This window comes from Candidatus Kuenenia stuttgartiensis, from assembly GCF_900232105.1.
Classification (GTDB): domain Bacteria; phylum Planctomycetota; class Brocadiia; order Brocadiales; family Brocadiaceae; genus Kuenenia; species Kuenenia stuttgartiensis_A.
Genome location: NZ_LT934425.1, coordinates 934,914 through 957,689, shown reverse-complemented (window position 1 = coordinate 957,689; position 22,776 = coordinate 934,914). Strand labels below are relative to the sequence as shown.

The 22,776-nt window shown below is 41.4% G+C and carries 29 protein-coding genes and 3 pseudogenes; 30 read left to right on the top strand and 2 right to left on the bottom strand.

All coding sequences use genetic code 11. From position 1 onward, the window contains the following. Window positions 1-55: 55 nt before the first annotated feature. The 30 genes and pseudogenes from KSMBR1_RS04415 (at window position 56) to KSMBR1_RS04300 (ending at window position 21,019) form a co-directional block, all read left to right on the top strand. The gene (locus KSMBR1_RS04415) at window positions 56-433 is read left to right on the top strand and encodes a GxxExxY protein (RefSeq protein ID WP_099324244.1); all 378 of its coding nucleotides are present in this window, start codon (window positions 56-58) and stop codon (window positions 431-433) included. 710 nt (window positions 434-1,143) lie between these two features. Further along, the gene (locus KSMBR1_RS04410; protein ID WP_099323647.1) at window positions 1,144-2,700 is read left to right on the top strand and encodes a hypothetical protein; all 1,557 of its coding nucleotides are present in this window, start codon (window positions 1,144-1,146) and stop codon (window positions 2,698-2,700) included. A gap of 361 nt (window positions 2,701-3,061) precedes the next feature. Continuing rightward, complete coding sequence (gene asnB, locus KSMBR1_RS04405; protein ID WP_099324243.1) at window positions 3,062-5,026, top strand: asparagine synthase (glutamine-hydrolyzing); 1,965 nt, start codon at window positions 3,062-3,064, stop codon at window positions 5,024-5,026. After that, window positions 5,026-5,163, top strand: a complete 138-nt coding sequence (locus tag KSMBR1_RS20780) for a hypothetical protein (RefSeq protein WP_172953473.1) — start codon at window positions 5,026-5,028, stop codon at window positions 5,161-5,163. Before asnB ends, KSMBR1_RS20780 begins: the two co-directional genes overlap by 1 nt. Continuing rightward, complete coding sequence (locus KSMBR1_RS04400; protein ID WP_197705332.1) at window positions 5,147-6,499, top strand: RNA-binding domain-containing protein; 1,353 nt, start codon at window positions 5,147-5,149, stop codon at window positions 6,497-6,499. Before KSMBR1_RS20780 ends, KSMBR1_RS04400 begins: the two co-directional genes overlap by 17 nt. Further along, window positions 6,499-6,761, top strand: a pseudogene (locus KSMBR1_RS23160) (asparagine synthase-related protein); the annotation flags it as partial. The gene KSMBR1_RS04400 and the pseudogene KSMBR1_RS23160, both read left to right, overlap by 1 nt. Beyond that, the gene (locus tag KSMBR1_RS04390; RefSeq protein WP_099324241.1) at window positions 6,746-7,879 is read left to right on the top strand and encodes a glycosyltransferase family 4 protein; all 1,134 of its coding nucleotides are present in this window, start codon (window positions 6,746-6,748) and stop codon (window positions 7,877-7,879) included. The pseudogene KSMBR1_RS23160 and the gene KSMBR1_RS04390, both read left to right, overlap by 16 nt. A 103-nt stretch (window positions 7,880-7,982) precedes the next feature. After that, entirely contained in the window at window positions 7,983-8,870 is an 888-nt protein-coding gene (locus KSMBR1_RS04385; protein WP_099324240.1) for a hypothetical protein, read from the top strand. 196 nt (window positions 8,871-9,066) lie between these two features. Continuing rightward, on the top strand, window positions 9,067-9,669 hold the full coding sequence (locus tag KSMBR1_RS04380) for a GNAT family N-acetyltransferase (protein WP_157820383.1): 603 nt from the start codon (window positions 9,067-9,069) through the stop codon (window positions 9,667-9,669). Window positions 9,670-10,033: 364 nt separating this feature from the next. Continuing rightward, entirely contained in the window at window positions 10,034-10,306 is a 273-nt protein-coding gene (locus KSMBR1_RS04375) for a DUF433 domain-containing protein (RefSeq protein ID WP_099324238.1), read from the top strand. Next, on the top strand, window positions 10,303-10,479 hold the full coding sequence (locus KSMBR1_RS23155) for a DUF5615 family PIN-like protein (protein WP_172953508.1): 177 nt from the start codon (window positions 10,303-10,305) through the stop codon (window positions 10,477-10,479). Before KSMBR1_RS04375 ends, KSMBR1_RS23155 begins: the two co-directional genes overlap by 4 nt. A gap of 535 nt (window positions 10,480-11,014) precedes the next feature. Then, window positions 11,015-11,701, top strand: coding sequence for a sugar transferase (locus KSMBR1_RS04365; protein ID WP_099324236.1), 687 nt, complete (start codon window positions 11,015-11,017; stop codon window positions 11,699-11,701). 77 nt (window positions 11,702-11,778) lie between these two features. Then, window positions 11,779-12,072 (top strand): hypothetical protein, encoded by a 294-nt coding sequence (locus KSMBR1_RS04360; RefSeq protein WP_099324235.1) that lies wholly within the window; start codon window positions 11,779-11,781, stop codon window positions 12,070-12,072. A gap of 73 nt (window positions 12,073-12,145) precedes the next feature. Then, the gene (locus tag KSMBR1_RS23150) at window positions 12,146-12,298 is read left to right on the top strand and encodes a toxin-antitoxin system TumE family protein (RefSeq protein ID WP_420886557.1); all 153 of its coding nucleotides are present in this window, start codon (window positions 12,146-12,148) and stop codon (window positions 12,296-12,298) included. Then, window positions 12,295-12,606: a toxin-antitoxin system TumE family protein gene (locus KSMBR1_RS23145; protein ID WP_420886556.1), complete on the top strand. Its 312-nt coding sequence runs from the start codon at window positions 12,295-12,297 to the stop codon at window positions 12,604-12,606. Before KSMBR1_RS23150 ends, KSMBR1_RS23145 begins: the two co-directional genes overlap by 4 nt. Continuing rightward, window positions 12,599-13,738 (top strand): DegT/DnrJ/EryC1/StrS family aminotransferase, encoded by a 1,140-nt coding sequence (locus KSMBR1_RS04350; RefSeq protein ID WP_099324233.1) that lies wholly within the window; start codon window positions 12,599-12,601, stop codon window positions 13,736-13,738. Before KSMBR1_RS23145 ends, KSMBR1_RS04350 begins: the two co-directional genes overlap by 8 nt. A 26-nt stretch (window positions 13,739-13,764) precedes the next feature. Beyond that, window positions 13,765-13,971, top strand: a complete 207-nt coding sequence (locus KSMBR1_RS04345) for a hypothetical protein (RefSeq protein WP_099324232.1) — start codon at window positions 13,765-13,767, stop codon at window positions 13,969-13,971. 551 nt (window positions 13,972-14,522) lie between these two features. Next, entirely contained in the window at window positions 14,523-14,738 is a 216-nt protein-coding gene (locus tag KSMBR1_RS04340; protein WP_099324231.1) for a ribbon-helix-helix domain-containing protein, read from the top strand. After that, a complete protein-coding gene (locus KSMBR1_RS04335) occupies window positions 14,735-15,304 on the top strand; it encodes a PIN domain-containing protein (RefSeq protein ID WP_099324230.1) in 570 nt (189 codons plus the stop codon). Before KSMBR1_RS04340 ends, KSMBR1_RS04335 begins: the two co-directional genes overlap by 4 nt. Before the next feature lie 323 nt (window positions 15,305-15,627). Then, window positions 15,628-16,791, top strand: a pseudogene (locus KSMBR1_RS04330) (DegT/DnrJ/EryC1/StrS family aminotransferase). Between the two features lie 154 nt (window positions 16,792-16,945). After that, a pseudogene (locus KSMBR1_RS23140) lies at window positions 16,946-17,119 on the top strand (hypothetical protein); the annotation flags it as partial. Window positions 17,120-17,175: 56 nt separating this feature from the next. Beyond that, entirely contained in the window at window positions 17,176-17,394 is a 219-nt protein-coding gene (locus tag KSMBR1_RS04320) for a hypothetical protein (RefSeq protein ID WP_099324228.1), read from the top strand. Between the two features lie 18 nt (window positions 17,395-17,412). Then, complete coding sequence (locus KSMBR1_RS22320; protein ID WP_230408040.1) at window positions 17,413-17,586, top strand: hypothetical protein; 174 nt, start codon at window positions 17,413-17,415, stop codon at window positions 17,584-17,586. Window position 17,587: 1 nt separating this feature from the next. Next, entirely contained in the window at window positions 17,588-17,722 is a 135-nt protein-coding gene (locus tag KSMBR1_RS23135; protein ID WP_420886547.1) for a four helix bundle protein, read from the top strand. 70 nt (window positions 17,723-17,792) lie between these two features. Beyond that, window positions 17,793-18,383 carry a sugar transferase gene (locus KSMBR1_RS04315; protein ID WP_099324227.1) on the top strand — a complete coding sequence of 197 codons (591 nt, stop codon included), beginning with the start codon at window positions 17,793-17,795 and terminating at the stop codon, window positions 18,381-18,383. Window positions 18,384-18,517: 134 nt separating this feature from the next. Next, window positions 18,518-18,880, top strand: coding sequence for a hypothetical protein (locus KSMBR1_RS04310; RefSeq protein ID WP_157820382.1), 363 nt, complete (start codon window positions 18,518-18,520; stop codon window positions 18,878-18,880). An 818-nt stretch (window positions 18,881-19,698) separates the two neighbouring features. Beyond that, on the top strand, window positions 19,699-19,842 hold the full coding sequence (locus KSMBR1_RS20770; protein WP_157820381.1) for a hypothetical protein: 144 nt from the start codon (window positions 19,699-19,701) through the stop codon (window positions 19,840-19,842). A 326-nt stretch (window positions 19,843-20,168) separates the two neighbouring features. Beyond that, window positions 20,169-20,465 (top strand): hypothetical protein, encoded by a 297-nt coding sequence (locus tag KSMBR1_RS04305; RefSeq protein WP_099324225.1) that lies wholly within the window; start codon window positions 20,169-20,171, stop codon window positions 20,463-20,465. Beyond that, complete coding sequence (locus tag KSMBR1_RS23880; RefSeq protein ID WP_478210070.1) at window positions 20,446-20,781, top strand: toxin-antitoxin system TumE family protein; 336 nt, start codon at window positions 20,446-20,448, stop codon at window positions 20,779-20,781. The genes KSMBR1_RS04305 and KSMBR1_RS23880 overlap by 20 nt, the downstream gene beginning before the upstream one ends. After that, window positions 20,774-21,019, top strand: coding sequence for a YgiT-type zinc finger protein (locus KSMBR1_RS04300; protein ID WP_099324224.1), 246 nt, complete (start codon window positions 20,774-20,776; stop codon window positions 21,017-21,019). Before KSMBR1_RS23880 ends, KSMBR1_RS04300 begins: the two co-directional genes overlap by 8 nt. Before the next feature lie 224 nt (window positions 21,020-21,243). Here KSMBR1_RS04300 and KSMBR1_RS04295 read toward each other — a convergent pair whose 3' ends face one another. Together KSMBR1_RS04295 and KSMBR1_RS04290 are read right to left on the bottom strand one after the other, a co-directional pair. Beyond that, window positions 21,244-21,645, bottom strand: coding sequence for a hypothetical protein (locus KSMBR1_RS04295; RefSeq protein ID WP_099324223.1), 402 nt, complete (start codon window positions 21,643-21,645; stop codon window positions 21,244-21,246). A gap of 47 nt (window positions 21,646-21,692) precedes the next feature. Then, window positions 21,693-22,646, bottom strand: coding sequence for a hypothetical protein (locus tag KSMBR1_RS04290; RefSeq protein ID WP_099324222.1), 954 nt, complete (start codon window positions 22,644-22,646; stop codon window positions 21,693-21,695). Between the last annotated feature and the right edge of the window lie 130 nt (window positions 22,647-22,776).

The following is a 22,776-nucleotide window of genomic DNA, read 5'->3' as shown; positions in this document are numbered from 1 at the left end:
AACCAATTTTCGCGCAAAGCCGCAAAGTGTGCAAAGAAAGGATGAACAATCCAATATGGATGAAAATCAGATATCGAGGATCATCGTGGATTGCTGTTATAGAATTCATGTAAACATCGGGCCGGGGTTATTGGAATCAGTATATCTCGAAATTCTCATATATGAATTGAAGAAATTGGGGTTGAAATGTGAAAAAGAGGTCGGAATACCCGTGCGTTATGAAGATATCAAGCTTGATCTTGGATTTCGGGCGGATTTGATTGTGGAAAATTTGGTAATTGTCGAACTGAAAGCCGTAGAAAAAGTTTTGCCTGTTCATAATAAACAATTATTGACTTATCTCAGATTAACGGGAGTGAAGCTAGGCCTGCTTGTTAATTTTAATGTTAATCTTATTAAGGATGGAATTGAACGGGTCGTCAATGGCTTATAGGATTTACCATTCAGTGTTTATGCTTTTCTTTGCGTGCTTTGCTTGTGCCGTGAAGTTAAGGAATAACGAAGTTCTTTAACAAGCTGTAATAAAGATGATACAACAATGGAAGTGCTACCCATTGCGAAGTATCGGCAACGCCATACAGGTGGGGTTGCCAAACCGCTCTACGCTGCAAAAGCTGTAAAGCTGCTGTAGTGAACGGATAGAGAAAAGGTGGAAGAAAATCCATCAGGTGTGACTTTAAGAGATGAATGCAAATGAATCGCTGAAGAAGTAACGAAATCACATAAGTTGTCGGGCAAAATCGCATTGTGCTAAGGATGCAGAAACAAGCATAGCGGAGACCTGTTTACTGGCTATGTGACCACCGTTATACAGGCGACATGACTTAAAGTTGGGCTTTAATACGGAACACGGGATATCCGTTTCGGGGTGACGGCTGCAAAAGCTGTGAAACGGAAGTCGGACTAAGCCATAATAGTGAAGATATTCCGTGAAAGTGGAAAGGAGCGAAGGGCTTAGGTTATTCAGTGCAGTATTCACTACAACAACCTTATGATGGGGGAGAAGACCCTCTTGGGGAAGATTAACAAATGAATACACCTAGCGCGGCCTTTGGCCGCAACCAAAAAGGTGATTTTTAGTTTATTATAAAGTATAGTAGTATCCTCGTAAATAGTAATCAGACAATTTGGAGGACACTACTTATGAATAAGTTGATGGAATTATATCGAGACAGGATCGTGGGTGCAATAAGCGGTCTGGACAGGATTCGTTTTCGCGGGACATTGCGGTGGTTGGCCAGTGAGCGTGGGATGGGAACATTCATGAACCAAGCGAGAATTCTGCTTAAGGATTTTTCCGGTTGGGTCAATGGGCTTACGGCACAGGTGCGAGACAGTTGTGAATCGCGGGCGAAAGATTTGGGTATCGAGGTGCGGTATTTGATGAGCAGCGGTGTTGATAAGGAGAAGTTGGCTCGCCAGATCGCGGCGGATAAGAGGATTACGGAAGGTTCCATCTGCCTGTTGAGTGTGGTAGAGCCTTGTATTGCGCCGATGGTCAAGGGCAACAAGGCCAGCAAGAAGCTCGAGTTGGTAATGGCGCCCCGCAAGTGTGTCTTTGTGTATCATTATTTTAACGATCCAGTGTTTGGTTTTGGTCATGTTCGTATCCAGAGTTGGGCGCCGTTTAATATTTTCATTTGTCTCAATGGTCGTCATTGGCTGGAGCGGCAACTTCAGAAGCAAGGTATTGATTATGTTAAGGACGGCAACTGTTTTGTGCGTATAGAGGATATTGCGGCTGCGCAGGTTCTGCTCCATGAGCAGCTTAAGACTGACTGGGCGAAGCTGCTGAACGGGCTTGCGTTGGGCAGTTGCCCGGCATTGTCGCAGATTCTTCGTCCGTTGGAACCGGAGTATTACTGGTCTGCGGATGAGACGGAGTGGGCGACGGACATCATGTTTAAATCGGTTGAGGCATTGGAGGAGTTGTTTCCATCGTTTGTTCATCATGCGATGCGGGTTTGCGACAGTTCTTCGGTGATGAAGTATTTGGGTAGGCGTAACCTTGCAGGCGCTGCCCCTGATGAGGTTATCAGCGACTATCGAAGACGCTATGAAGGTATACGGGTCAAGCACAGTGTGAATTATAATTCAGTGAAGATGTATAACAAGAGCGGTAGTCTCTTGCGTATTGAGACAACGATCAATAATACGCGGGACTTTAAGGTCTTTCGGAGTCCCAATGATGATGAAGGCAAACCGGCGTCATGGCAGAAGATGCGTAAGGGCGTAAGCGATCTTCATCGACGGTGTGAGGTGAGCCAACAATGCAATGATCGTTATGGGGATGCTTTGGCGGCGGCTCAGGTAGAGGAGAAACTGAAAGAAGTGGTGAGCAGCGCTTGTAACAAGGTTGTCAAAGAGGGCAAGAGGTATCGAGGTTTGAATCCCTGGCAGCAGGATGATTACCAGATGCTGATGTTCCTGTCCAAAGGCGAAAACGCGATAAATGGATTCCGCAACCATGATTTGCGTAAGTGGCTTTACCGGGAATCCGAACAATCCGGCAAGGATCAGCAAAAGAAATATTCCGGACGAACGACCCGACGGATAAAGATGCTGCGGGCACACGGTCTAATCCGCAAAGTTCCGAGGGCCAACCGCTATGTTTTGACGGAGAAAGGCCAGAAGTTCTCTTGTTCACTGATGACCGCTTCAGCCCTTGATATTAAAGCACTTACGGAAATGGCGGCATGAAAAACACGCATAAAAAACAAGAAATTGATGGATAGTAGTACGTATGCAAAACAATGCCGATTGAGTACAGCCAGGTGGTAAACGCATACCGCAAGAAATCAGTGGCAAAGCTCAATTCGATAAGACAAGCTAACCCAGCGTTGTTTTATCACTGGAAAATGGGATACCGTTGAAGCATATCAAGAATAACACGAGCCGTATGACAGGAGACTGTCACGTACGGTTCTGTGAGAGGCTTGGAGGTGAAACGCCTCCTTGCCTACTCGGCGGCTTTGCGTGATACAGACTTGAGCAGTTACGATTTTTATTTAAAAAATGATCAAATATGATAATTATTGCAAGAAAGAAAATATAGGACATTATGTGCGGAATAGCGGGTTTTTTAAGTAAAAACAATGGTCGTGCGAATAATGAACTTCGATTCATGGTAAATAAAATGGCTGATACACTTCAGCACCGTGGCCCGGACGATAGTGGCGTATGGGTGGATGCTGAAGTATGCGTTGCCTTAGGCCACCGCCGTTTATCTATTTTGGATCTCTCTCCCGAAGGTAATCAGCCCATGCATTCAGCGTGTGGACGGTATGTGGTTGCCTTTAATGGTGAAATTTACAACTATCGGGAGATTCGTGAAGAATTAGAAAAGAATTCTCAGGGTATTAAACCCACCTGGCGTGGTCACTCAGATACCGAAGTGATGCTGGAGGCCTTTCGACAATGGGGAGTTATTGCGGCTGTAAAACGTTTTAATGGTATGTTTGCCTTTGCCCTATGGGATCGAAAGGAACGTGTATTATGCCTTGTGCGTGATCGGGTTGGGGAGAAACCACTATATTATGGATGGATGGAAAAAACACTTCTATTCGGTTCGGAATTAAAGGCATTAAGAACCCATCCTGATTTCAAGTGTGAGATTAACCGCGACGCACTGACGCTTTATTTACGTCATAATTATATTCCTGCGCCCTATTCAATTTATAAGGGTGTTTATAAACTTCTGCCTGGCACAATATTGACAATTTCGCCATCTAAAGATTTCTCCTCAAATCCTATTCCGTACTGGTCAGCCAGGGAAGTTGCGGAACAGGGGAAGTTTGAGCCATTCACGGGATCTACAGAAGATGCTATTGCCCAATTGGATAACATACTGCGGGATGCAGTTAAGCTGCGGATGGAAGCCGATGTGCCCTTAGGTGCATTTCTTTCCGGAGGTGTGGATTCGTCAACCGTAGTGGCGTTAATGCAGGCGCAAAGTAGTCAAAAGGTGAAGACATTTACCATCGGCTTTTATGAGGATGGTTATAATGAAGCCAATCATGCGCAAGAGGTAGCTCGTCATTTGAGTACCGATCATACCGAATTGTATGTAACATCTAAAGAGGCGATGGAGGTTATTCCTAAACTCCCTGCTTTATATGATGAGCCTTTTTCCGATTCTTCTCAAATACCGACTTACCTTGTGTCTCAATTAACCAGAAATCATGTTACGGTTAGTTTGTCTGGCGATGCTGGAGATGAAGTGTTCGGGGGATATCCTAGATATACATGGACAAGGAATATCTGGAAAAGGCTTGGTTGGATGCCACGTCATCTTCGATGGGCTATTGCCCGTGGATTGACCACTGTATCAACAAGGGTATGGGACGATGTATACAAGAAATCGAGTCATCTATTACCCGGTTTCATGAAACATCGAATGTTTGGCGATAAATTACATAAATTAGCTGAAATACTAAATGTTGGCGGACAAGAAGAGTTATATCGGCAATTAGTTTCTCACTGGAAGTTACCGTCTTCGGTTGTTTTGGGTGGAACTGAACCGCTAACTCCTCTTTCAGATAAAAAAAGTTGGGCAAATTTAATTAATTTTACAAAAAAGATGATGTTTTTGGACATGATTACCTATTTACCGGACGATATTCTGGTAAAAGTGGACAGGGCTGCTATGGGGGTAAGTCTGGAGACACGTATACCATTTCTTGACCACCGCCTCATAGAATTTGCCTGGCGGTTACCGCTTTCTATGCTTGTGCATAATGGCCAGGGGAAGTGGTTGCTGAGGCAAGTGTTGTATAAATATGTTCCAAAGCGTTTAATCGAACGGCCGAAGATGGGGTTTGGGGTACCTATTGATACGTGGCTGCGCGGCCCTTTGCGAGACTGGGCAGAAGAACTTTTGGCTGAGAAACGACTTCTAAATGAGGGATTTTTTAACCCGATTCCAATCAGGGAAAAGTGGCTGGAGCATCTTTCAGGCAGGCGGAATTGGCAGTATTATCTATGGGATATCCTTATGTTTCAGGCATGGCTGGAGAATCAATCATAATGAAGGTTGTTGTTGTAGCCGGTTTAGCTGCGTCTTTGGTAAACCTTCGGGGGCCTTTGCTTGCAAAGATGGTTAAAGAAGGCCATGATTTAAGAGGTTTATATGGCAACAGTCATAGATATGAACAGACTGATTGAATCCGGCGAATCGCAGACCGTCGAGTTCAAGACGTCCTTCTACCGGGAAACCATCGAAACACTCGTTGCCTTTGCCAATGCCCAGGGAGGAACAGTCCTTGTCGGTGTTGCGGATGATGGTTTGGTAAAGGGCGTTACCATCGGGAAGGAGTCGTTGAACGACTGGCTGAGCCAGATTAAATCAGCCACCAGTCCCTCGATTATCCCCGATATCGACGCAGTAACGATGGGGGGGAAAACCGTCGTCACCATTTGCATCAATGAATATCCGGTGAAGCCGGTGAATACCAAGGGCAAATACTACAAACGGGTTGCCACCTCAAACCACCAGCTCACTCTGTCTGAAATCACCGACCTGTACATGCAGTCCTTACAGCTTTCATGGGATTCCTACGAAGCGCCCCGCCAGTCGCTTGATGCTCTCTCCGTTACCAAGATCGAAAAGTTCATTGATCAGGTAAATCAGGGTGGCCGCTTCAGCCTCGACAATTCCCCCCTGCTCGCTCTCGAAAAACTGAAATATGTTGTCAACGGCCGACCCACTTGGGCGTCGCTGCTCCTCTTTGCCGGAGAGGCGCTGCGGCACCATATTCATATCGGTCGTTTCAAAACACCGACTATGATTCTAGATGACCGCCAGATAACTGACACCCTGTTCGAGGCGGTAGATCAGGCTATGAAATTTATTGTTTCGTACATCAGTGTGGCCTTTACCTTTGATGGTAGCCTGCAACGCAAGGAGCGCTTTGCCTATCCTTTGCCCGCGCTGCGCGAGGCTCTGCTCAACGCCGTTGTTCACCGGGATTACGCCAACTCCTCGGACATTCAGATCAAGATATTCGATGACAGGATTACCATCTTCAGTCCCGGCAAGCTGTATGGAGGCTTGAGTATTGCCGATCTGTCCACGGATCATTACCAGTCCCGATTGCGCAACAAGCTGATTGCAGAGGCTTTCTATCTGACGAAAAACATCGAAAAATACGGCAGCGGCTTTATCCGCATCCGCAAGGAACTGGAAGTATACCCGGAGATTGTCTTTACTGTGGAAGAGATTGGCGGCGGAGTGTTAGTGACCTTCAGGCTGGGTGGCGGTGTAAGTGGCGGTGTAAGTGGCGGTGTAAGTGGCGGTGTAGACGAAATCCTGAACTATATAAGGATGAAACCCGGAGTGAAGAGGGGCGAGATTGCAGTAACCTTTAACATCCGCCAAAGAACCCTTGAACGATGGCTCAAGCGCCTCAAAGACGAGAAAAAAGTTATTTTCAAAGGAGCTCCGAAAACAGGCGGCTACTTTGCGGCAGAGGCGATCAATGATGGTCAAGTGCCTCGTTGATTTCAGCAGAACTTATTGAACGTTTTAAAATGGGATTTGGGGTGCCTATTGATACATGGCTGCGCGGCCCTTTGCGAGACTGGGCAGAAGAGTTGTTGAATGAAAATCGGCTTAAGCGGGAAGGCTTCTTTCATTGTGCACCGATTAGACAGAAGTGGGCAGATCACTTGTCTGGCAAACGAAACTGGCAGTACCTTTTTGGGATGTGTTGATGTTTCAGGCGTGGCTTGAGAAGGAGGTTGCTTTTTGGCAAGAGTCTTAGTTCTTGGTAGTTTTGCAGAATCTTTAGTAAATTTTAGGGGGGCTTTATTAAAGGATTTTGTCTCCCTGGGGCATGAGGTGTACGCATGTGCTCCCAATGCCTCAAAGGAAATCAGAGATAAACTTTCCCAACTGGGGGTTGAGTATCGGGACGTATATCTATCCAGAACAGGGATGAATCCTTTAAGCGATGTTCGTACGTTTTTGTCATTATACAATCTTATGAGACGTACTAAACCGGATATATTTTTGGGCTATACCATCAAACCGGTATTATACGGCTCACTGGCAGCCAGGTTGACCGGAGTTTCAGGTATATTTTCTATAATCACAGGATTGGGATACGCTTTCTCTCGTCGTAATTTAAGGCAACGGTTTATCGGTGCTATAGCACGCTTCCTTTATAAAATAAGTTTAAACTGCAATCAAAAAATTTATTTTCAGAATCCGGATGACTGCAATTATTTTAACCGGCTTGGGCTTTTAAGAAGAGCAGGGCAAGCAGTACTGATCAACGGTTCAGGAGTAAACGTGTCTGACTTTAAGATGATGCCGGTTCCTACGGATGTTTCATTCCTGCTAATTGCCCGTTTACTTAAGGATAAAGGGATTTATGAATATGTAGAGGCGGCACGCATAGTTAAGGCTAAGTATCCGGATGTTGTATTTCGCTTAGTGGGGTGGATTGATGAGAACCCTGATTCCATTAAAAAAAAGGACCTGAATTTATGGATTGCTGATGGTATCATTGACTACCTTGGCAAGCTAGACGATGTTCGCCCTGCAATTACTGCGTCTTCGGTATATGCGCTACCCTCCTACTACGGGGAAGGCACACCACGTACCGTGTTAGAGGCTATGGCTATGGGACGGCCTGTTGTGACGACTGATGCGCCAGGCTGCCGTGAAACAGTGAGAGAAGGTGAGAACGGTTTCTTAGTACCTGTGAAAGATGTAAAAGCACTGGCTTGCGCGATGGAACGATTTATCTTACGACCAGAATTAATAGAAAAGATGGGTAGGAGAAGCCGAGAGATTGCCGTTGAAAAGTATGATGTTCATAAGGTAAATGCTGTAATTATGAAAACAATGGGATTGCATAGTGAAAAGATTGTTTGATGTTACTCTTCTTAATCCATTATGAAGGTTATTTGGAGAGTTTTTTTAAATAGAGTATGATTATTGAGAAATCAAATAAGAATGTAAGGAATATTTTAATGATATGTGCTACATAGAAAGATTTACCAAATTATTTGAAGAATCAGGTGTTAAATCTGCCGTATATAAAAATACACTTTGGGGGATATATAATGAAATGGTTCAACCCATTGGCCCTGTAATGTTTGATTATTCGTTATCTTTTGAAGAAGCCAAATACATATTAAATCAAGTAGGAGGAATTTTAATTAGATGGACAGATGGCTTCGTAGAAAATGAAACCAAAGGGTGGTATGCTGTTATTTGTGATAAATTTTTAGATATATCGGAGCTGCCATCAAAAAATAGAAGTGAGATTAGAAAAGGTCTAAAGAATTGTAACATTGAAATGGTTGATGCAGGGTTTATCGCTAAAAAAGGGTATGAAGTGTTTATTTCTGCCTTTAGCAGATACAAAGGAGTAAAAAAAACAAAAATTGCCGAACTTGAATTCGGTAATAATATTATGAAAACAAGATCTTTTGATGACATCGTGCATTATTGGGGAATCTTTTATGAAGGCAAGATGATAGGATATTCTACTAATTATATATTTGATAACATTGAGGCTAATTATTTCGCAATATATTTTCATCCTTCTTATTTAAAACTAAATCCATCTTGTGCTTTGTTTTACACAATGAATAAATATTATTTACAAGAAAAAGAATTTAAGTATGTTAATGCTGGATTCAGAAGTGTTTTGCATGAAACTGGAATACAAGATTTTTTACAGAATAAGTTCCTTTTCAAAAAAGCTTATACAAACCTTCATATAGTTTATAAACCTTATATCAATGTTATATTGAGAATATTATATCCTGTCAGATCATTTTTAGGAAAAATAGAACCAAAAATAGAAGCTTTATATATGCAGGATTTTCTTTCAAATAAGATTACAAAAAGATCATGAGATGAAAGGAGCAGAAATGTTAAAAGTGCTATTTTATTTGATAATGGCCATGAAATCCCCCTCAAAACATTTCAGGGTAAAAATGAAATAGGTTTTGAGGTTAGCCTTACAAAAGAGAGGGTACATCTCATATGGATGAAAAAACACGATAATGCTCAGTAGGAGAGAGGATTGTAGAAATACTTTAAAGAAGAATATGAGTACCAAAAGACTTAAAAATATAGAGGTAGAGCAAATCGCTAATCTTCACAATAAATACATAGATACAGGATTTTTGAGTACCCTGGGAATCCCTTTTTTAAAACTTATATACCAATTAATGAATAATTCAAATAATGCTTTTTATCTAATAGAAGTGGAAGATGGGAAGATTGTTGGGTTTGTATCAGGGGTAATTAGTATTCGTGGGTTTTATAAGGAATTTTTTAAAAAGAATTTTATAAAAGGAACAGTATATTTATTACCAAAATTATTAAAGCCGGTAACTATGAGAAAGACCTTAGAAACTTTATTTTATCCGGCAAAAAAAGAAAACGACCTGCCAGACGCAGAATTATTAAGCATCGTTGTTGAAGAAAATTATCAAGGTAAAGGCGTGGCGAGAAAGCTTTTTATTAAATTAGTAGATGAATTCAAAACCAGAGGGGTTTTTCGATTTAAAGTGGTTGTGGGATCAAATCTCATAGCTGCTTGTCGATTTTATGAAAAAATGGGTGGAGTTTATGATTCAGAAACAGAAGTTCATAAGGGTGAAAAGTCCAGGGTATATAAATGGGATCTTATGAACGAGAGGTCATAATTCCAATTTACATGAGTGACGTAATAGGCGTAATATTTACACTATTATAGGATACTGTGTAAAAACTTTTTTTATTCGAGGATTTTCGCTCTAATAATTCCCAGTTTTACGAGGGATAAGAGGAGAATCTTCGCTGTGTTATACGTTGGCCAATGTATTTTCCTCGGTCATGCTCTCCTATAAACATGGGTTCAGATATTTCTTTATGCTTCCCATAGTCTTTGCAACCCTTCATTTCAGTTACGGACTTGGGTCAATATGGGGATTGCTGACCGTAAGGAAATGGATTACGAAAAATGGACATATCTTTTATGGTAAGTTAAAATAACGCTAAAATTCTTATACATATAAACAGGAGGTGATCATGTCTACAAAGGTTGTTCATCCATATATAACTTCAAAAGAAGATATAGGCGGAGGAAAGTCAATAATCGTTGGAACAAGGACGAGGGTATCGAATATCGTGGCCTATTACAGACTCGGCCTTTCGCCTGAAGAACTTGCACGAGAATTCCCCCATCTTACACTTTCGCAAATACATGATGCTCTATCATACTATTATGAGCATCAGGAAGATATAGATAAGGAGACAGATGAAAATAGTGAAGAAAACATTAAGAAACTTATTCAGAAATAAAGATAAAGCCCTATCTTGACGAAGATGTTCCGCTGGCTTTTGCACAAGCACTCATAAACAGAGGGGTTAATGCAGTTACCACCCAGCAGGTAAGAAATGATGGAAAGTCTGACGAGGAACAACTTGCTTATGCTACGAAAGAAGGAAGAGCGATATTTACCCATAATAAGTGAGATTTTGCCATCCTGCATAATGAATATTTGAGAAACGGAAAAGAGCATGCAGGAATAATATTATCTGACCAACTGCCGGTCGGAATTCTTCTAAAAAGATTTATGAAACTCTGGTTCTCGCTCAATGATATAGACACGAGAAGTAGATTGGAATTTTTAAGCAATTGGAGATGATTATTTCTCTCTATTGCCGGTATTTTAATACATAATTTTGGACCTCGGTTGTGGGCTTCTGGCTGTAATTTCAGGCTGTTATGCATTGGCCAATGTATTTTCTTCGGCCATGCTCTCATATAAACATGGGAACAGATATTTCTTTAGCCTTCCCATGGTCTTTGCAATCCTTCATTTCAGTTACGGACTTGGGTCAATATGGGGATTGCTGACTTAAAAAAAATAAGTCATACGTCGTAAGTCGAAAGTCGAATAAATACAAATCGTACGTCATAAGTTTTAAGTCGTAAGTCAAAAAATATAAGACATAAGACATAAAAGAGAACGAAAAGGGTCGCATCTTAATTATTAAACAATCTCTATGACAATTGCAGAATATAAAATACAACGGGAAAAAGAAACACCCGGGAATAACAGACAAGTCAATGGATTGGGAAAGCCAAAACAAGGACTATCCCCCTTTAACCGATTTTTAAAAAGAGGCTTCGATTTTGTAGTCTCTTCAATAGGCTTGATCCTGACAGGCTGGATTATCATTCTGGCTTATATAGCGGCTTTAATTGATACGAGGGAAAGTGGGGTTTTTACTCAAACACGTATTGGGAAACATGGGAAACCCTTCACGGTTATTAAAATTCGCACAATGCGTTATATCCCATCCATTGATACAACAGTTACTACTACACATGATCCTCGGATTACACCGCTTGGTCGATTATTCCGCAAGACAAAGATTGATGAGCTACCTCAACTGATTAATGTGTTTTTTGGGCATATGAGCTTTGTAGGACCACGGCCTGATGTCCCTGGTTTTGCAGATATGCTAACGGGTGATGATCGGGTGATTTTGTCTGTAAGGCCTGGTATTACAAGCCCGGCAACATTGAAATACAAAAATGAGGAAGAGATTTTGGCAGCGCAAGGTGATCCGGAAAAATATAATCGAGAGGTGCTTTTCCCTGATAAAGTAAAGCTAAACCGTGAATATGTTGAGAATTATAGCTTTATTAATGATATTAAATATATTTTCCAGACGATTTTTGGTTAAACGGGAAATTAAGAAGTTGGGAAGGTGTGAGGTTGAAAAGATGGGAAATTGGGAGGTTATGAAGAGGGGGTGTTTTGATGAGTAAATTGAAAATTATAGCTGAAGAAAAAGCGACAGAAGAGATAGTTAAATCTGCTATTTCTGCTGAAATAAAGAGACTGGAAATTGGTTTGAATAGGACGAACAGGGAAATAAAAGAATTTGAAGGGGAATATGAGGTTTCATCAGAAATATTTTTAAAGGAATTTACTACAGAAGATTTAAAAGGTGGTGATGATGAATACATTACATGGGCAGGTGAATTGAAAATACGGGATAGAATTCTTGATGAACTGAAAAAGCTTAAAGATATTGAATATGTTAATAGCTGAATATTTGCAAGAATTTGCAAAGATAATTAATGAATATTCAAAATCCGGCTTTATTATAACATCGTAACTAAAGATTGATTCCAGGACAGAAAAGATTGGTTTAATAAAAACAATTATACAATTCATTGATGATTCAAAGCTATTTGTTACTGAATATGTTGACCTGAGATACAAGATTGAAAAACTTTCTTATGCATTCCATTACCAGGATAAAAAGACAATATAATATTCCGATATGATAATGCTGTGCATAAACCAATGTTAAGCTTTAAAAATCACAAGCATTTTGAGGGAACTATTCTCAATTCTGAGATTCCGAAATTGAGAGATGTTTTAGAAGAAATAATGGGTGCATTCCCGATTGTTTGTAAGCGTTCATGGAGTCGGGGCAAAACAACCCTGACAGGGTTTGGAACCCTGTCAGGGTTAACACTACTGCAACGTTTCATTAAAACATGGCGGAAATCACAAAAAATCGGGAATACACCCGAAATAATAAGTAATTATTTGAACAAATATTCAATAAATGGCTGAGTTAAATAAAAGTATTTTTCTCTCTCCGCCTCACATGGGCGGGCAGGAGCTTGAATTTGTCAAACAGGCCTTTGAGAGCAACTACATTGCGCCGGTTGGGCCACATGTTGATGCGTTTGAGCGGGAATTCTCTGAGATGGTAAGTATTCCGCATGCGGCGGCCGTGTCGAGCGGCACCAGCGCAATGCATCTTGCCCTGCGTCTGTTGGGTGTCGGCCCTGGCGATGAGGTGATTGCTCCATCTTTCACTTTTATTGGTGGCGTGAGTCCGGTTATTTTTCAGGGCGCAAAACTGTCATTTGTCGACTCTGAGGCAAAGTCATGGAATATGGACCCTGATCTGTTGGCAGAAGAGCTGTCATTCAGAAATAAGCAGGGCAATCTCCCGAAGGCGGTCATCAGTGCAGACATACTCGGACAGGCTGCTGACCTTGACAGGATTCTCGATATCTGTAATCAGTACCATATCCCAGTTGTCTCAGACTCGGCTGAGGCCCTTGGTGCAACGTATAAGGGACGACATGCCGGGAAGGGATCTGCCTTTGTGGTGTATTCTTTTAACGGAAACAAGATCATCACCACGTCCGGGGGCGGGATGCTGGCCTCAGACGATGGGGACCTGATAAAAAAGGCAAAATTCCTTTCACAGCAGGCCCGTGACCCTGCGCCTCACTACGAACATACGCAGATAGGGTACAACTACCGGATGAGCAATATTGTTGCGGCGATTGGCCGGGGCCAGTTGCGCGTTCTGCATGAGCGTGTCGAAAAGAAGCGCTGGATATGTGACTATTACCGTAAGGTACTGGCCGATATGCCTGGGATCGAATTCATGCCTGAGGCCTCATACGGGCGAGCGACCAGATGGCTGACCGTCATACTGATTACGCCTGAGGACTTTGGTGCTGACCGGGAAGCAGTCCGTCAGGCATTGGAAAGAGAGAATATCGAATCCCGCCCTGTCTGGAAACCGATGCATATGCAGCCGGTTTTTAAGGGCTGTTCCATGCGCGGCGGTGCAGTGTGTGAAGACCTTTTTAAAAGAGGGCTTTGTTTACCATCCGGGACTGCGATGACGACCGGTGATATTGATAGGGTGATAAGGGTGATAAAGGATTGTCATAGAAAATGAAATTGTAAGAGAAATAAGGAGACACTATGAGCAATGACAGGTATGAAAAGGTAGCACAATTAGTCAAAGGGATATTTGAAAAGGAATTTGGAAAGTTATCAACCGATGATTTTAATGAAGTCGTAAAGATATTGAGAATTAATAAAGAAGAGGCAAAGACCGATTTTAATAAATTCTATAAAGACCTTGACCAGGATGGGAAAAAAGAGGTTGATTTTATGATGAGTTTATAAAATTGCTTTATTGTACAACCCCAAAAACCCCGATGTGAAAGTCGTAAAGAAGAAAGAAATTTACGAACTCTTTCCCCATTGCCAAATCGATCTCAAATGCATCACCCTTGCCCCGTATTCATAGCTATTGTGCTATCTCCTGGAGAAGATGCCATTTTTGAGAACACATTATCTGGTTACAATAAAAAAAGATAGCCAAGGCACAAAATGAAAGACGACTTTCTCCCCCTTACCCTTTGAGTTTTTCCCCCGGTGGGAAGCTTTGCCGTATCTTATTTTGCAATCCATGAATGGATAGGCATAGCAGGTTATAAGCTGCTTGTGTGGCTTTAATAGAAATTGCCCTTTTCCTTAAAGGTATATAGCAACAAGAATGGATACACCACAATATTTACCCTGTTTAAAAAAGAATGCCTATAATATAATCCGGGGTAATATGATGAGTCGCTGTCGGCTATTTAATCCGCACTCACAAGCAACACCTTATTTAACAGGGTTTACTTGAACACGAAATTGAAATTGATTAAGATGTTTAAAGGAGGTAATAAAGAATGCAAAAGGTTGCTATGGATATACCAGATGATTTGTATAAAAAGATAGAAGAAGAGGTAAGGCTTGGTACATTTTCTGATGTGTCTGAAGCTATAAATGCTGCGCTTAGAAAGGCGTATGCCGAAAAAAGCAGGACATATCTGAGATGGCTTGTAAAGAAGGAGGGTATCACTGAGACATCGATGTTGAAAGAGATTGAGAATATTCGAAGATGAGGTACAAAATATTTCTGGACACTAATATTCTTATCTCCGGTATCTTTTTTGAGGGCAGCGAGTCTAAGATATTGAATATGCCGGAACTGTACCTGATTACCAGTGAGGATGTGGTTGACGAACTCAAGAAGGTTACTAAAAAGAAGCTAAAATACCTCGGAGAACGTACCCTTGAGATTGCCCTATCGGAGATAGACAGAGCTTTGTGTGATATAGAAATATTAGCGAGGAAGAAATATGCAGGAGAATTGGCAAAGGCAAAAGAGTTGATAGCCCATGAAAAAGATATACCGATACTGGCCGCAGCGCTTTATGCAAGGGTAGATTGTCTGCTTACGGGTGATTCGCACTTCTTTACAGATAAAGTTAAAGCTGTTATTAAAGGGGTGCATTCCCGATTTTTTGTGACTCCCGCCATGTTTAATAAAACGTACAGTAGTGTTAACCCTGACAGGGTTTCAAACCCTGTCAGGGTTGTTTTGCCCCAACTCCATGAACACTTACAAAAAATCGGGAATGCTCCCTTATTAAAGTTAGAACAACAAAGGATTTCCTCGAAGAAATAAGGAAGGTTTACTAGGTGCATTCCCGATTTTTTGTAAATCTTCACACCTGCCTGTTGTAAGAGGGGTATTGTATCGCAAGCATTCTTTTTTATTTTAACCCTGTCAGGGTTTTTTATGTAAATTGTAGTGGCAAGGCGTGCCTTGTCACTGCGAAGCTGAATCCAACAATAATGATATGGAATGGTGGATTCGCTATCGCTTAATCCACCCTACATTTGAATTTTTTTACAAAAAATCGGGAATACTACCTTTGTTTATTGTTTGGAAGGTTTAAGAAGGCGCACCTGCACCTACGAGGTGTAGTTTTGTTTAAATAAAAATATATGAATGATTTCCTACCATTTGCCCTGCCGGATATTGGTGAAGAAGAGATCGCTGAAGTGGTCGACTCACTTCGCTCCGGATGGCTCACGACCTGACCTAAAACGAAACGCTTTGAAGAGGATTTTGCTGCTTTTATTGGTGATGGGGTTGAGGCAATTGCCGTAAATTCTGCTACGGCAGGGTTGCACTTAGCATTAGAGGCATTGGGAATTGGTGCCGGAGATGAAGTAATTACAACCCCACACACCTTTACGGCAACGGCAGAGGTGATTCGCTATTTAGGCGCACATCCAGTCTTTGTTGATATTGACCAAAATACTCTTAACATTGATCCATTAAGAATAGAGAGCGCGATTACGCCACGTACTAAAGCGATTATTCCGGTACATTTTGCTGGACTGGCTTGCGATATGGATCCGATTATGGCAATTGCCAAAAAATACGGATTGAAGATAGTTGAAGACGCTGCGCATTCATTGCCGACTACGTATCATGGGAAATTGGTTGGTACGCTTGAAACTGATGCTACGGTGTATAGTTTTTATGTGACTAAGACTATTGCAACTGGTGAGGGGGGAATGATTGTACTTCGTGATGCTGAGATTGCAAAACGGTGTCGTGTAATGCGATTGCACGGAATTAATCGTGATGTGTTTAATAGATACACTGCAACAAAACCTTCCTGGCATTATGAGGTGGTTGCCCCTGGCTTTAAATATAATATGACCGATGTTGCCGCAAGTCTTGGGATTCATCAACTGAAAAAGGCACGGGCGTTTCAAAAACGACGCACTGAGATGGCAGCGTATTATGATGAAGCATTTAGTGATTTGCCGGTTACCTTACCTCCCAAGGCGCAGGAGTATGACCTGCACGCATGGCATTTGTATATAGTGCGTTTAAAACCAGAGGTCTCTATTTCCCGCGACCGCTTTATTGAACTGATGGCTGAAAAGGGTATTGGTTGTAGTGTTCATTTTATACCGCTCCATTTACATCCTTATTGGCGTGATACGTATAATCTTAAACCGCAGGATTTTCCTAATGCCTTAGCTGTGTATGAAAGAGCAGTTAGTTTGCCTCTGTATACAAAAATGACTGAGAAAGACCAGGTCAGGGTTGTGGAAGCAGTGAGAGAGATAGTTTTGGGCGGCGGAAGTTAGGTGAGGGGTGTTGGGTTAAAGGTGTTAGGTGGAAAATTGAAAGTTATGAAGATTTGGAGGTATATCAAAAAATGTGTGATTTGCATATAGAGGTGAATGATCTCACGTTTACACTTCCAAAGTTTGAGCTGTATGAACTTGGTCACAAGTAAGACGCGCTTCTAATTCTGCTCCTGCAAATGTTGCAGAAGGTTGGAATAATAAGCATGTGAATATGTATCTTGAAGGAAGAAACAGGGCTTTGGGAGAAACCAGAGAAACGATGCTTCAGGGAACATTCCCGATTTTTTGTAAAAATGTAATTAGCAGGGGGGGAGTGGAAGAATAGTAACTCAAGCTTCCAGCTTGAGGGTAAAATGCCACAAGCAGGATGCTTGTGCTACAATGTACAATGTACAATTAGTTAACCAAAAATCGGGAATGTTCCTGTTGTTCAAACTATGTCCCCCGCTGGCGGGGGTGCAGGGGGTGGACTGGATTTCTCCATCGATTCAACTACCCCTTTATTATGAAAACAAATTTGACCCTCTTTCCCACGCTCCGCAGACTGGTCAAATGGACAATTTTATCCTGTTTCGTGACATGCATTCCCGCAGAACGTAGGAATGAGAAGAAAAACTTATGGCTATTCATGTTATAAACCTCCCAGATTTCCTCCGCAGACAATTCCACCCCCTTAATCCCCCGCCAGCGGGGGACAGGCTTGCCACATCCCTTGCAGCATTGTTTTGCCCCAATCACACAAACGGTTACAAAAAATCGGGAATGCTCCTGAGAAACGAAATATCATCTTAAAATGACATTTAGAAAAGGATATATTGAAGAGCTAAAGTTTAAAGATTTGATTAATCGATATGAAGAATGCAGCAGGATGTTAAAATCTCTGGAAAAATCCCTAATTTCCTGGAAGATAAAAAACAATACCAAATGAACTATAATTACCAAATACCAATAACCTACTACCCAAAACCAAAAACCTACCACCTTTAACCTATAAAAAAATGAAGCGTCTGTTTGACATTATTTCCTCCTTTTTCTCACTGCTTATCCTTCTTCCGCTTTTTCTTCTGATTGCAATCCTTATTAAACTTGACAGCGCCGGGCCTGTCTTTTTTATACAAAAAAGGGTAGGGAAGAATTTCAAGCTATTTAGTTTATACAAATTCAGGACAATGGTTGTTGACGCATCACAACGCGGTCCGCAGATTACCTCTGCGGGTGACTCTCGTATCACGAAGATTGGGAGGTTTCTAAGAAAAACAAAGTTTGATGAACTTCCGCAAATTATTAATGTGCTCAAGGGTGATATGAGCGTTGTAGGACCCAGGCCTGAGGTATTAAAATATGTTGAGATGTTTAAAGATGATTACAAAAATATATTGAAAGTAAAGCCAGGTATAACAGATTATGCTGCTATTGAGTTCAGAGACGAGGAGTGTGTGTTGAAAAAATTCAAAGACCCTGAAGGCGGTTATATAAAAGAAGTCCTTCCGTTAAAGATAAAACTGTATAATAGATATGTTAATGAAAGAAGCCTTTCCACAGATATGAAATTGATTTTTCTAACATTATGGAAGATTGTTAAAGGTTAAAGGTCTCTGGTGAATGCAAGACTTTTGAAACCTTCTTAGAAGGAGAAGTGGGGGGAATTGGGGTCACCTTGAATATAGAATGCTTTGATAAAAGAGAGTACACCTTATTTTATACTATATGGGGGGGTTGTGTTATGACAAATAAAGAAATATGGGCTGAATTGGCTCACAAGATCAAGGAGTTGTTTCGGGTTAAGCTGAACGAATTTCGGACCGAGGATTTTGTGGCTGTGTCGGATTTACTGGGATTTCATGCATATAAGAAAGCAGATACAGGGGAGCGGTTAAAGCCGATTGCAGATTATGTACTACCTGAGATTATTGGCACAAACCTGAATCATGCTGTGGAAGCCTATGAGTGGCAAACCCATACCCCAATGACCGAAGATGGAACCATAGTGTCAGGCTTCTGGGACAGGGAGAAAGAAAAAGAACCGCCAGCGGGGTATGAGATGGATCCCGAAAGGCGGTTTTTGCGAAAATCGGGGTTCAGGTAAACAGTGAAAAAGGTGGGCAATACCCAAGGGGGGGGTGGGGTCAGACCTTGATTATAGAATATGCTCGGCGAGATTGTAGAAATACGTTTCTTAAATAATGAATAGTGATATTTTCTCTTGCGTTAATATAGCGATTTCTGATCAATTATTTAAGATTTAAGATACTTTGTACCTTATTGCCACGAAGCCACAAAGCCACGAAGAGAAACACAAAATAGTTGTAATAATAAGTTTTTGAAAACCTTTTTGCCTTGGTGTCTTAGTTTGTGCCGTGAAGTTAAGGAATAACGAAGTTCTTTAACATGCTGTAATAAAGATGATACAACAATGGAAGTGCTACCCATTGCGAAGTATCGGCAACGCCATACAGGTGGGGTTGCCAAACCGCTCTACGCTGCAAAAGCTGCAAAGCTGCTGTAGTGAACGGATAGAGAAAAGGTGGAAGAAAATCCATCAGGTGTGACTTTAAGAGATGAATGCAAATGAATCGCTGAAGAAGTAACGAAATCGCATAAGTTGTCGGGCAAAATCGCATTGTGCTAAGGATGCAGAAACAAGCATAGCGGAGACCTGTTTACTGGCTATGTGCCCACCGTTATACAGGCGACATGACTTAAAGTTGGGCTTTATTATGGAACACGGGATATCCGTTTCGGGGTAACGTCTGGAAAAGACGTGAAACGGAAGTCGGACTAAGCCATACGAGTGAAGATATTCCGCGAAAGTGGAAAGGAGCGAAGGGCTTAGTTTATTCAGTGCAGTATTCACTACAACAACCTTATGATGGGGGAGAAGACCCTCTTGGGGAAGATTAACAAATGAATACACACGTATGCAAAACAGTGCCGATTGAGTACAGCCAGGTGGTAAACGCATACCGCAAGAAATCAGTGGCAAAGCTCAATTCGATAAGACAAGCTAACCCAGCGTTGTTTTATCACTGGAAAATGGGATACTGTTGAAGCATATCAAGAATAACACGAGCCGTATGACAGGAGACTGTCACGTACGGTTCTGTGAGAGGCTTGGAGGTGAAACTCCTCCTTGCCTACTCGGCGGCTGAAAAATTTATGAATTATAATGAAATATAGGGAATAGAACTTAATTGTTCAATTTAGTGAGAGATATTCAAAACATTGTGCCCCTCTTCGTAGTTCGTAAAAGGTTTAAAAAGGATGAAATATTGAAATAACATAAAATTTGGTATAATTATCAAGTAATTAAAGCACGAAAGTGAAGAAAAGAATATACATTAAATTTATCGCACAATGCTTAAAGGAGTTTTAGAATGACTGACATTAGATTGATTTCCAAACGGAATCGTCAAATAAAACCATTAGTGGAAGCAGCGTTGGCAAATGAGTTGCGCCTACTGGAAACAGGGATAAGGCAAACGGAAGAAAGGCTACAGGAATTTGAGAAAAAATATCAGATGCTAACGCAAGATTTTATCTCTCGCTACGAAAATGATGAATTTGAAGAGACTATGACTATGGATTTTGTGGAATGGATTGGTGAGTCGAGATTATTAAAATGTTTAAGGGAGAAGGCAGGAGCAATAAGGGATATCCAATTTACGAATTGAAGGCTATTTTATTCAGATACAAAAAGTTGTTGAATCATGTTCTGTTATCCAATTATCAAATGTTACGTATGATAAACGCGGGACACATGAAGGTTTTATTCAAGGTAAGCTTCAATTTATGGATAGTTCTATTTTACATTGGCGTGAATTTGTTGATGTAGAGATAACAGCAGATCGTTTAATGTATGTTTATCAATACATGGATTCCTCCGATAGGATTGTCTTTCGTTATGACAACACTGGTCACCACAAAAAATTAAACCTATCCACACATCCGCATCATAAACACGAAGGAAGGAGGTTTAAAAATGCTTGATACCTGTTATTTTTGTAAAGGGAAGGTAATTCAGCAGCAGGTCACAATTGACTATCGCTGGGGTGATGATCTGGTAGTTATTAAAGACGTTCAGGCAGGTGTCTGCCAGCAGTGTGGGGAAAAATACCTGACAAGTGGTGTTTATAAGGACCTTGAATGTTTGGCACAGAGCAAAAGCCACTTGAGGGGAAAGATGACAGTTGATATTTTAGCGTTTGAAGAAAGTACAACTGCATAAATAAAAGTGTGTGGTCAGACCTTGATTATGGAATATGCCTGACACGTGTATAACAATATTTGAAGGGTATTGAGGTTAAATCTTGATTATAGAATATGTTTAGCGAGATTGTAAAAATACGTTATTTTAGTCCATTACTATGGCACGACCCTGGAAAATCCAATATAATGCAGTTTATCACATTATATAGGGGTGTAGTTTTCATTTTACGTAAGATAATGAGTTTATGCGGAACGCTTGAGTTGAATATATTGCTTCCAGAATGCATCCCATCTGTTCGATTTAACAAAGCAGCGCAAATGCAGAATACGTTGCCCGCCATTTCGATTCCACCGCATACCGCTACGACCCAAACGTGTTTTTACAATACTTTTGCAAGCTGCTTCAACGGGGCCGCTACCAATAGGCAGGTCGCGGGCAAGGAAATCAGCGTAGTGCATTTTATCCTGATTACGCATAAAATAAGTTATCTCTACCGCCAATTTTTCCTGACGACTTTTCGGCAGATTTCTAGAATAATAGGCCATCGAACGCAGAACAGATTCTGCTCCGTCGCTGTCCTCAAGAAGCTTCTTGCGATATTTATTGTACCAGACGTTGCTCGAATCGTTACTTTTGCCAAACAACGCTTCGCCGGCTTTCGAGAGATGTTCGGTTGTATGATAAAAATCTATCAGTTTTTCGTAGTCATCGTATATCGAAGTCTTTTCTGCATACGACCAGAGCGAACGTTGGCCGTCGCACAAAAAGATCTTCGTTGTGTTATCTGGAAGTTTTTTCTGGGCTGCAAGTACTTCTTGTTCAAGCTGCTGTTTAAAGGCTGTCGCTCCATCCTGGGGCATTCGTGCAATATAACACGATTGCAGTCTTTGAGGCCTTTCTTCTTCTCCGGAGGGCAATGCATAACAGGTATCGCCCCTACCATGGCGTTTTTATATGCGGTATTTTCACTCGAAGATGCTTTAAGGCTGGGACGTTGTGCCGGGCGGCCTTGCTGGATGCCTTGTTCCCGCAAAAGAACATTAACACCATCCATGCTAACAACAAAAACATCCGTCTTTTGTGGAATCTGCTGAACGTCCAGAACGGCCTGCATAATTGTATCAGCATGTGTTTCCACAATGTCACCGATGTTGTCGGTAATATTCTTGATTGCCGTCGCCGATGGGTGAAACCATGCGCATTTTTCAAACAGTTGCTGTGTCTCATCTGCGGTCAGATGAGCCATGGAAAATGCAACGGCCTGACGTACCTCTTCGGTGGCAAATTCATCCTTCATGCCCCAAAAATTATCCAGAGGACAATAAGACTTTCCTCCGGCATCAGCTTGATACAGAGAGCGAGCTATTTGTATCAAGCCAAAGGGTGTCAGAAAGATCTTGGGACTGACCATCTTCTGGCGGAGTATCTCGCCGTTGATCTCCAGTGTCGTTTCATTAATATCATGGAATTCGATAAATCTCTGATAGGCTTTTCTGCCTGCCTCAGAAAAAGCATCTTTCAGGGCTGCAGAAAAGTCCATAGCAAAATCAGCGGTAAGTTCCTTCACATTTACTTTATCAGCAAAATCTTCCATTTTTTGTTCAAATACTTCCATTGCAAGTTTAATAGATTTCTGTATAATCACTTTCTGACTCCTTTCAATTTACCTAACCGGTCTTTTTACACTTACTTACAGTATAAGCAATTGAACACGTCTTTCTATTAAATTTTACGTAAAATTGAAAGTACACCCTTATATAGTAAGTCGTATGTCG

Bases quoted from the DNA above. Each gene is read 5' to 3' on its own strand.
- KSMBR1_RS04415 (WP_099324244.1), top strand. From the start codon at position 56: ATGGATGAAAATCAGATATCGAGGATCATCGTGGATTGCTGTTATAGA.
- KSMBR1_RS04410 (WP_099323647.1), top strand. From the start codon at position 1,144: ATGAATAAGTTGATGGAATTATATCGAGACAGGATCGTGGGTGCAATA.
- asnB (WP_099324243.1), top strand. From the start codon at position 3,062: ATGTGCGGAATAGCGGGTTTTTTAAGTAAAAACAATGGTCGTGCGAAT.
- KSMBR1_RS20780 (WP_172953473.1), top strand. From the start codon at position 5,026: ATGAAGGTTGTTGTTGTAGCCGGTTTAGCTGCGTCTTTGGTAAACCTT.
- KSMBR1_RS04400 (WP_197705332.1), top strand. From the start codon at position 5,147: ATGAACAGACTGATTGAATCCGGCGAATCGCAGACCGTCGAGTTCAAG.
- KSMBR1_RS04385 (WP_099324240.1), top strand. From the start codon at position 7,983: ATGTGCTACATAGAAAGATTTACCAAATTATTTGAAGAATCAGGTGTT.
- KSMBR1_RS04380 (WP_157820383.1), top strand. From the start codon at position 9,067: ATGAGTACCAAAAGACTTAAAAATATAGAGGTAGAGCAAATCGCTAAT.
- KSMBR1_RS04375 (WP_099324238.1), top strand. From the start codon at position 10,034: ATGTCTACAAAGGTTGTTCATCCATATATAACTTCAAAAGAAGATATA.
- KSMBR1_RS04365 (WP_099324236.1), top strand. From the start codon at position 11,015: ATGACAATTGCAGAATATAAAATACAACGGGAAAAAGAAACACCCGGG.
- KSMBR1_RS04360 (WP_099324235.1), top strand. From the start codon at position 11,779: ATGAGTAAATTGAAAATTATAGCTGAAGAAAAAGCGACAGAAGAGATA.
- KSMBR1_RS04350 (WP_099324233.1), top strand. From the start codon at position 12,599: ATGGCTGAGTTAAATAAAAGTATTTTTCTCTCTCCGCCTCACATGGGC.
- KSMBR1_RS04345 (WP_099324232.1), top strand. From the start codon at position 13,765: ATGAGCAATGACAGGTATGAAAAGGTAGCACAATTAGTCAAAGGGATA.
- KSMBR1_RS04340 (WP_099324231.1), top strand. From the start codon at position 14,523: ATGCAAAAGGTTGCTATGGATATACCAGATGATTTGTATAAAAAGATA.
- KSMBR1_RS04335 (WP_099324230.1), top strand. From the start codon at position 14,735: ATGAGGTACAAAATATTTCTGGACACTAATATTCTTATCTCCGGTATC.
- KSMBR1_RS04320 (WP_099324228.1), top strand. From the start codon at position 17,176: ATGTACAATGTACAATTAGTTAACCAAAAATCGGGAATGTTCCTGTTG.
- KSMBR1_RS22320 (WP_230408040.1), top strand. From the start codon at position 17,413: ATGGCTATTCATGTTATAAACCTCCCAGATTTCCTCCGCAGACAATTC.
- KSMBR1_RS23135 (WP_420886547.1), top strand. From the start codon at position 17,588: ATGACATTTAGAAAAGGATATATTGAAGAGCTAAAGTTTAAAGATTTG.
- KSMBR1_RS04315 (WP_099324227.1), top strand. From the start codon at position 17,793: ATGAAGCGTCTGTTTGACATTATTTCCTCCTTTTTCTCACTGCTTATC.
- KSMBR1_RS04310 (WP_157820382.1), top strand. From the start codon at position 18,518: ATGACAAATAAAGAAATATGGGCTGAATTGGCTCACAAGATCAAGGAG.
- KSMBR1_RS20770 (WP_157820381.1), top strand. From the start codon at position 19,699: ATGAATACACACGTATGCAAAACAGTGCCGATTGAGTACAGCCAGGTG.
- KSMBR1_RS04305 (WP_099324225.1), top strand. From the start codon at position 20,169: ATGACTGACATTAGATTGATTTCCAAACGGAATCGTCAAATAAAACCA.
- KSMBR1_RS04300 (WP_099324224.1), top strand. From the start codon at position 20,774: ATGCTTGATACCTGTTATTTTTGTAAAGGGAAGGTAATTCAGCAGCAG.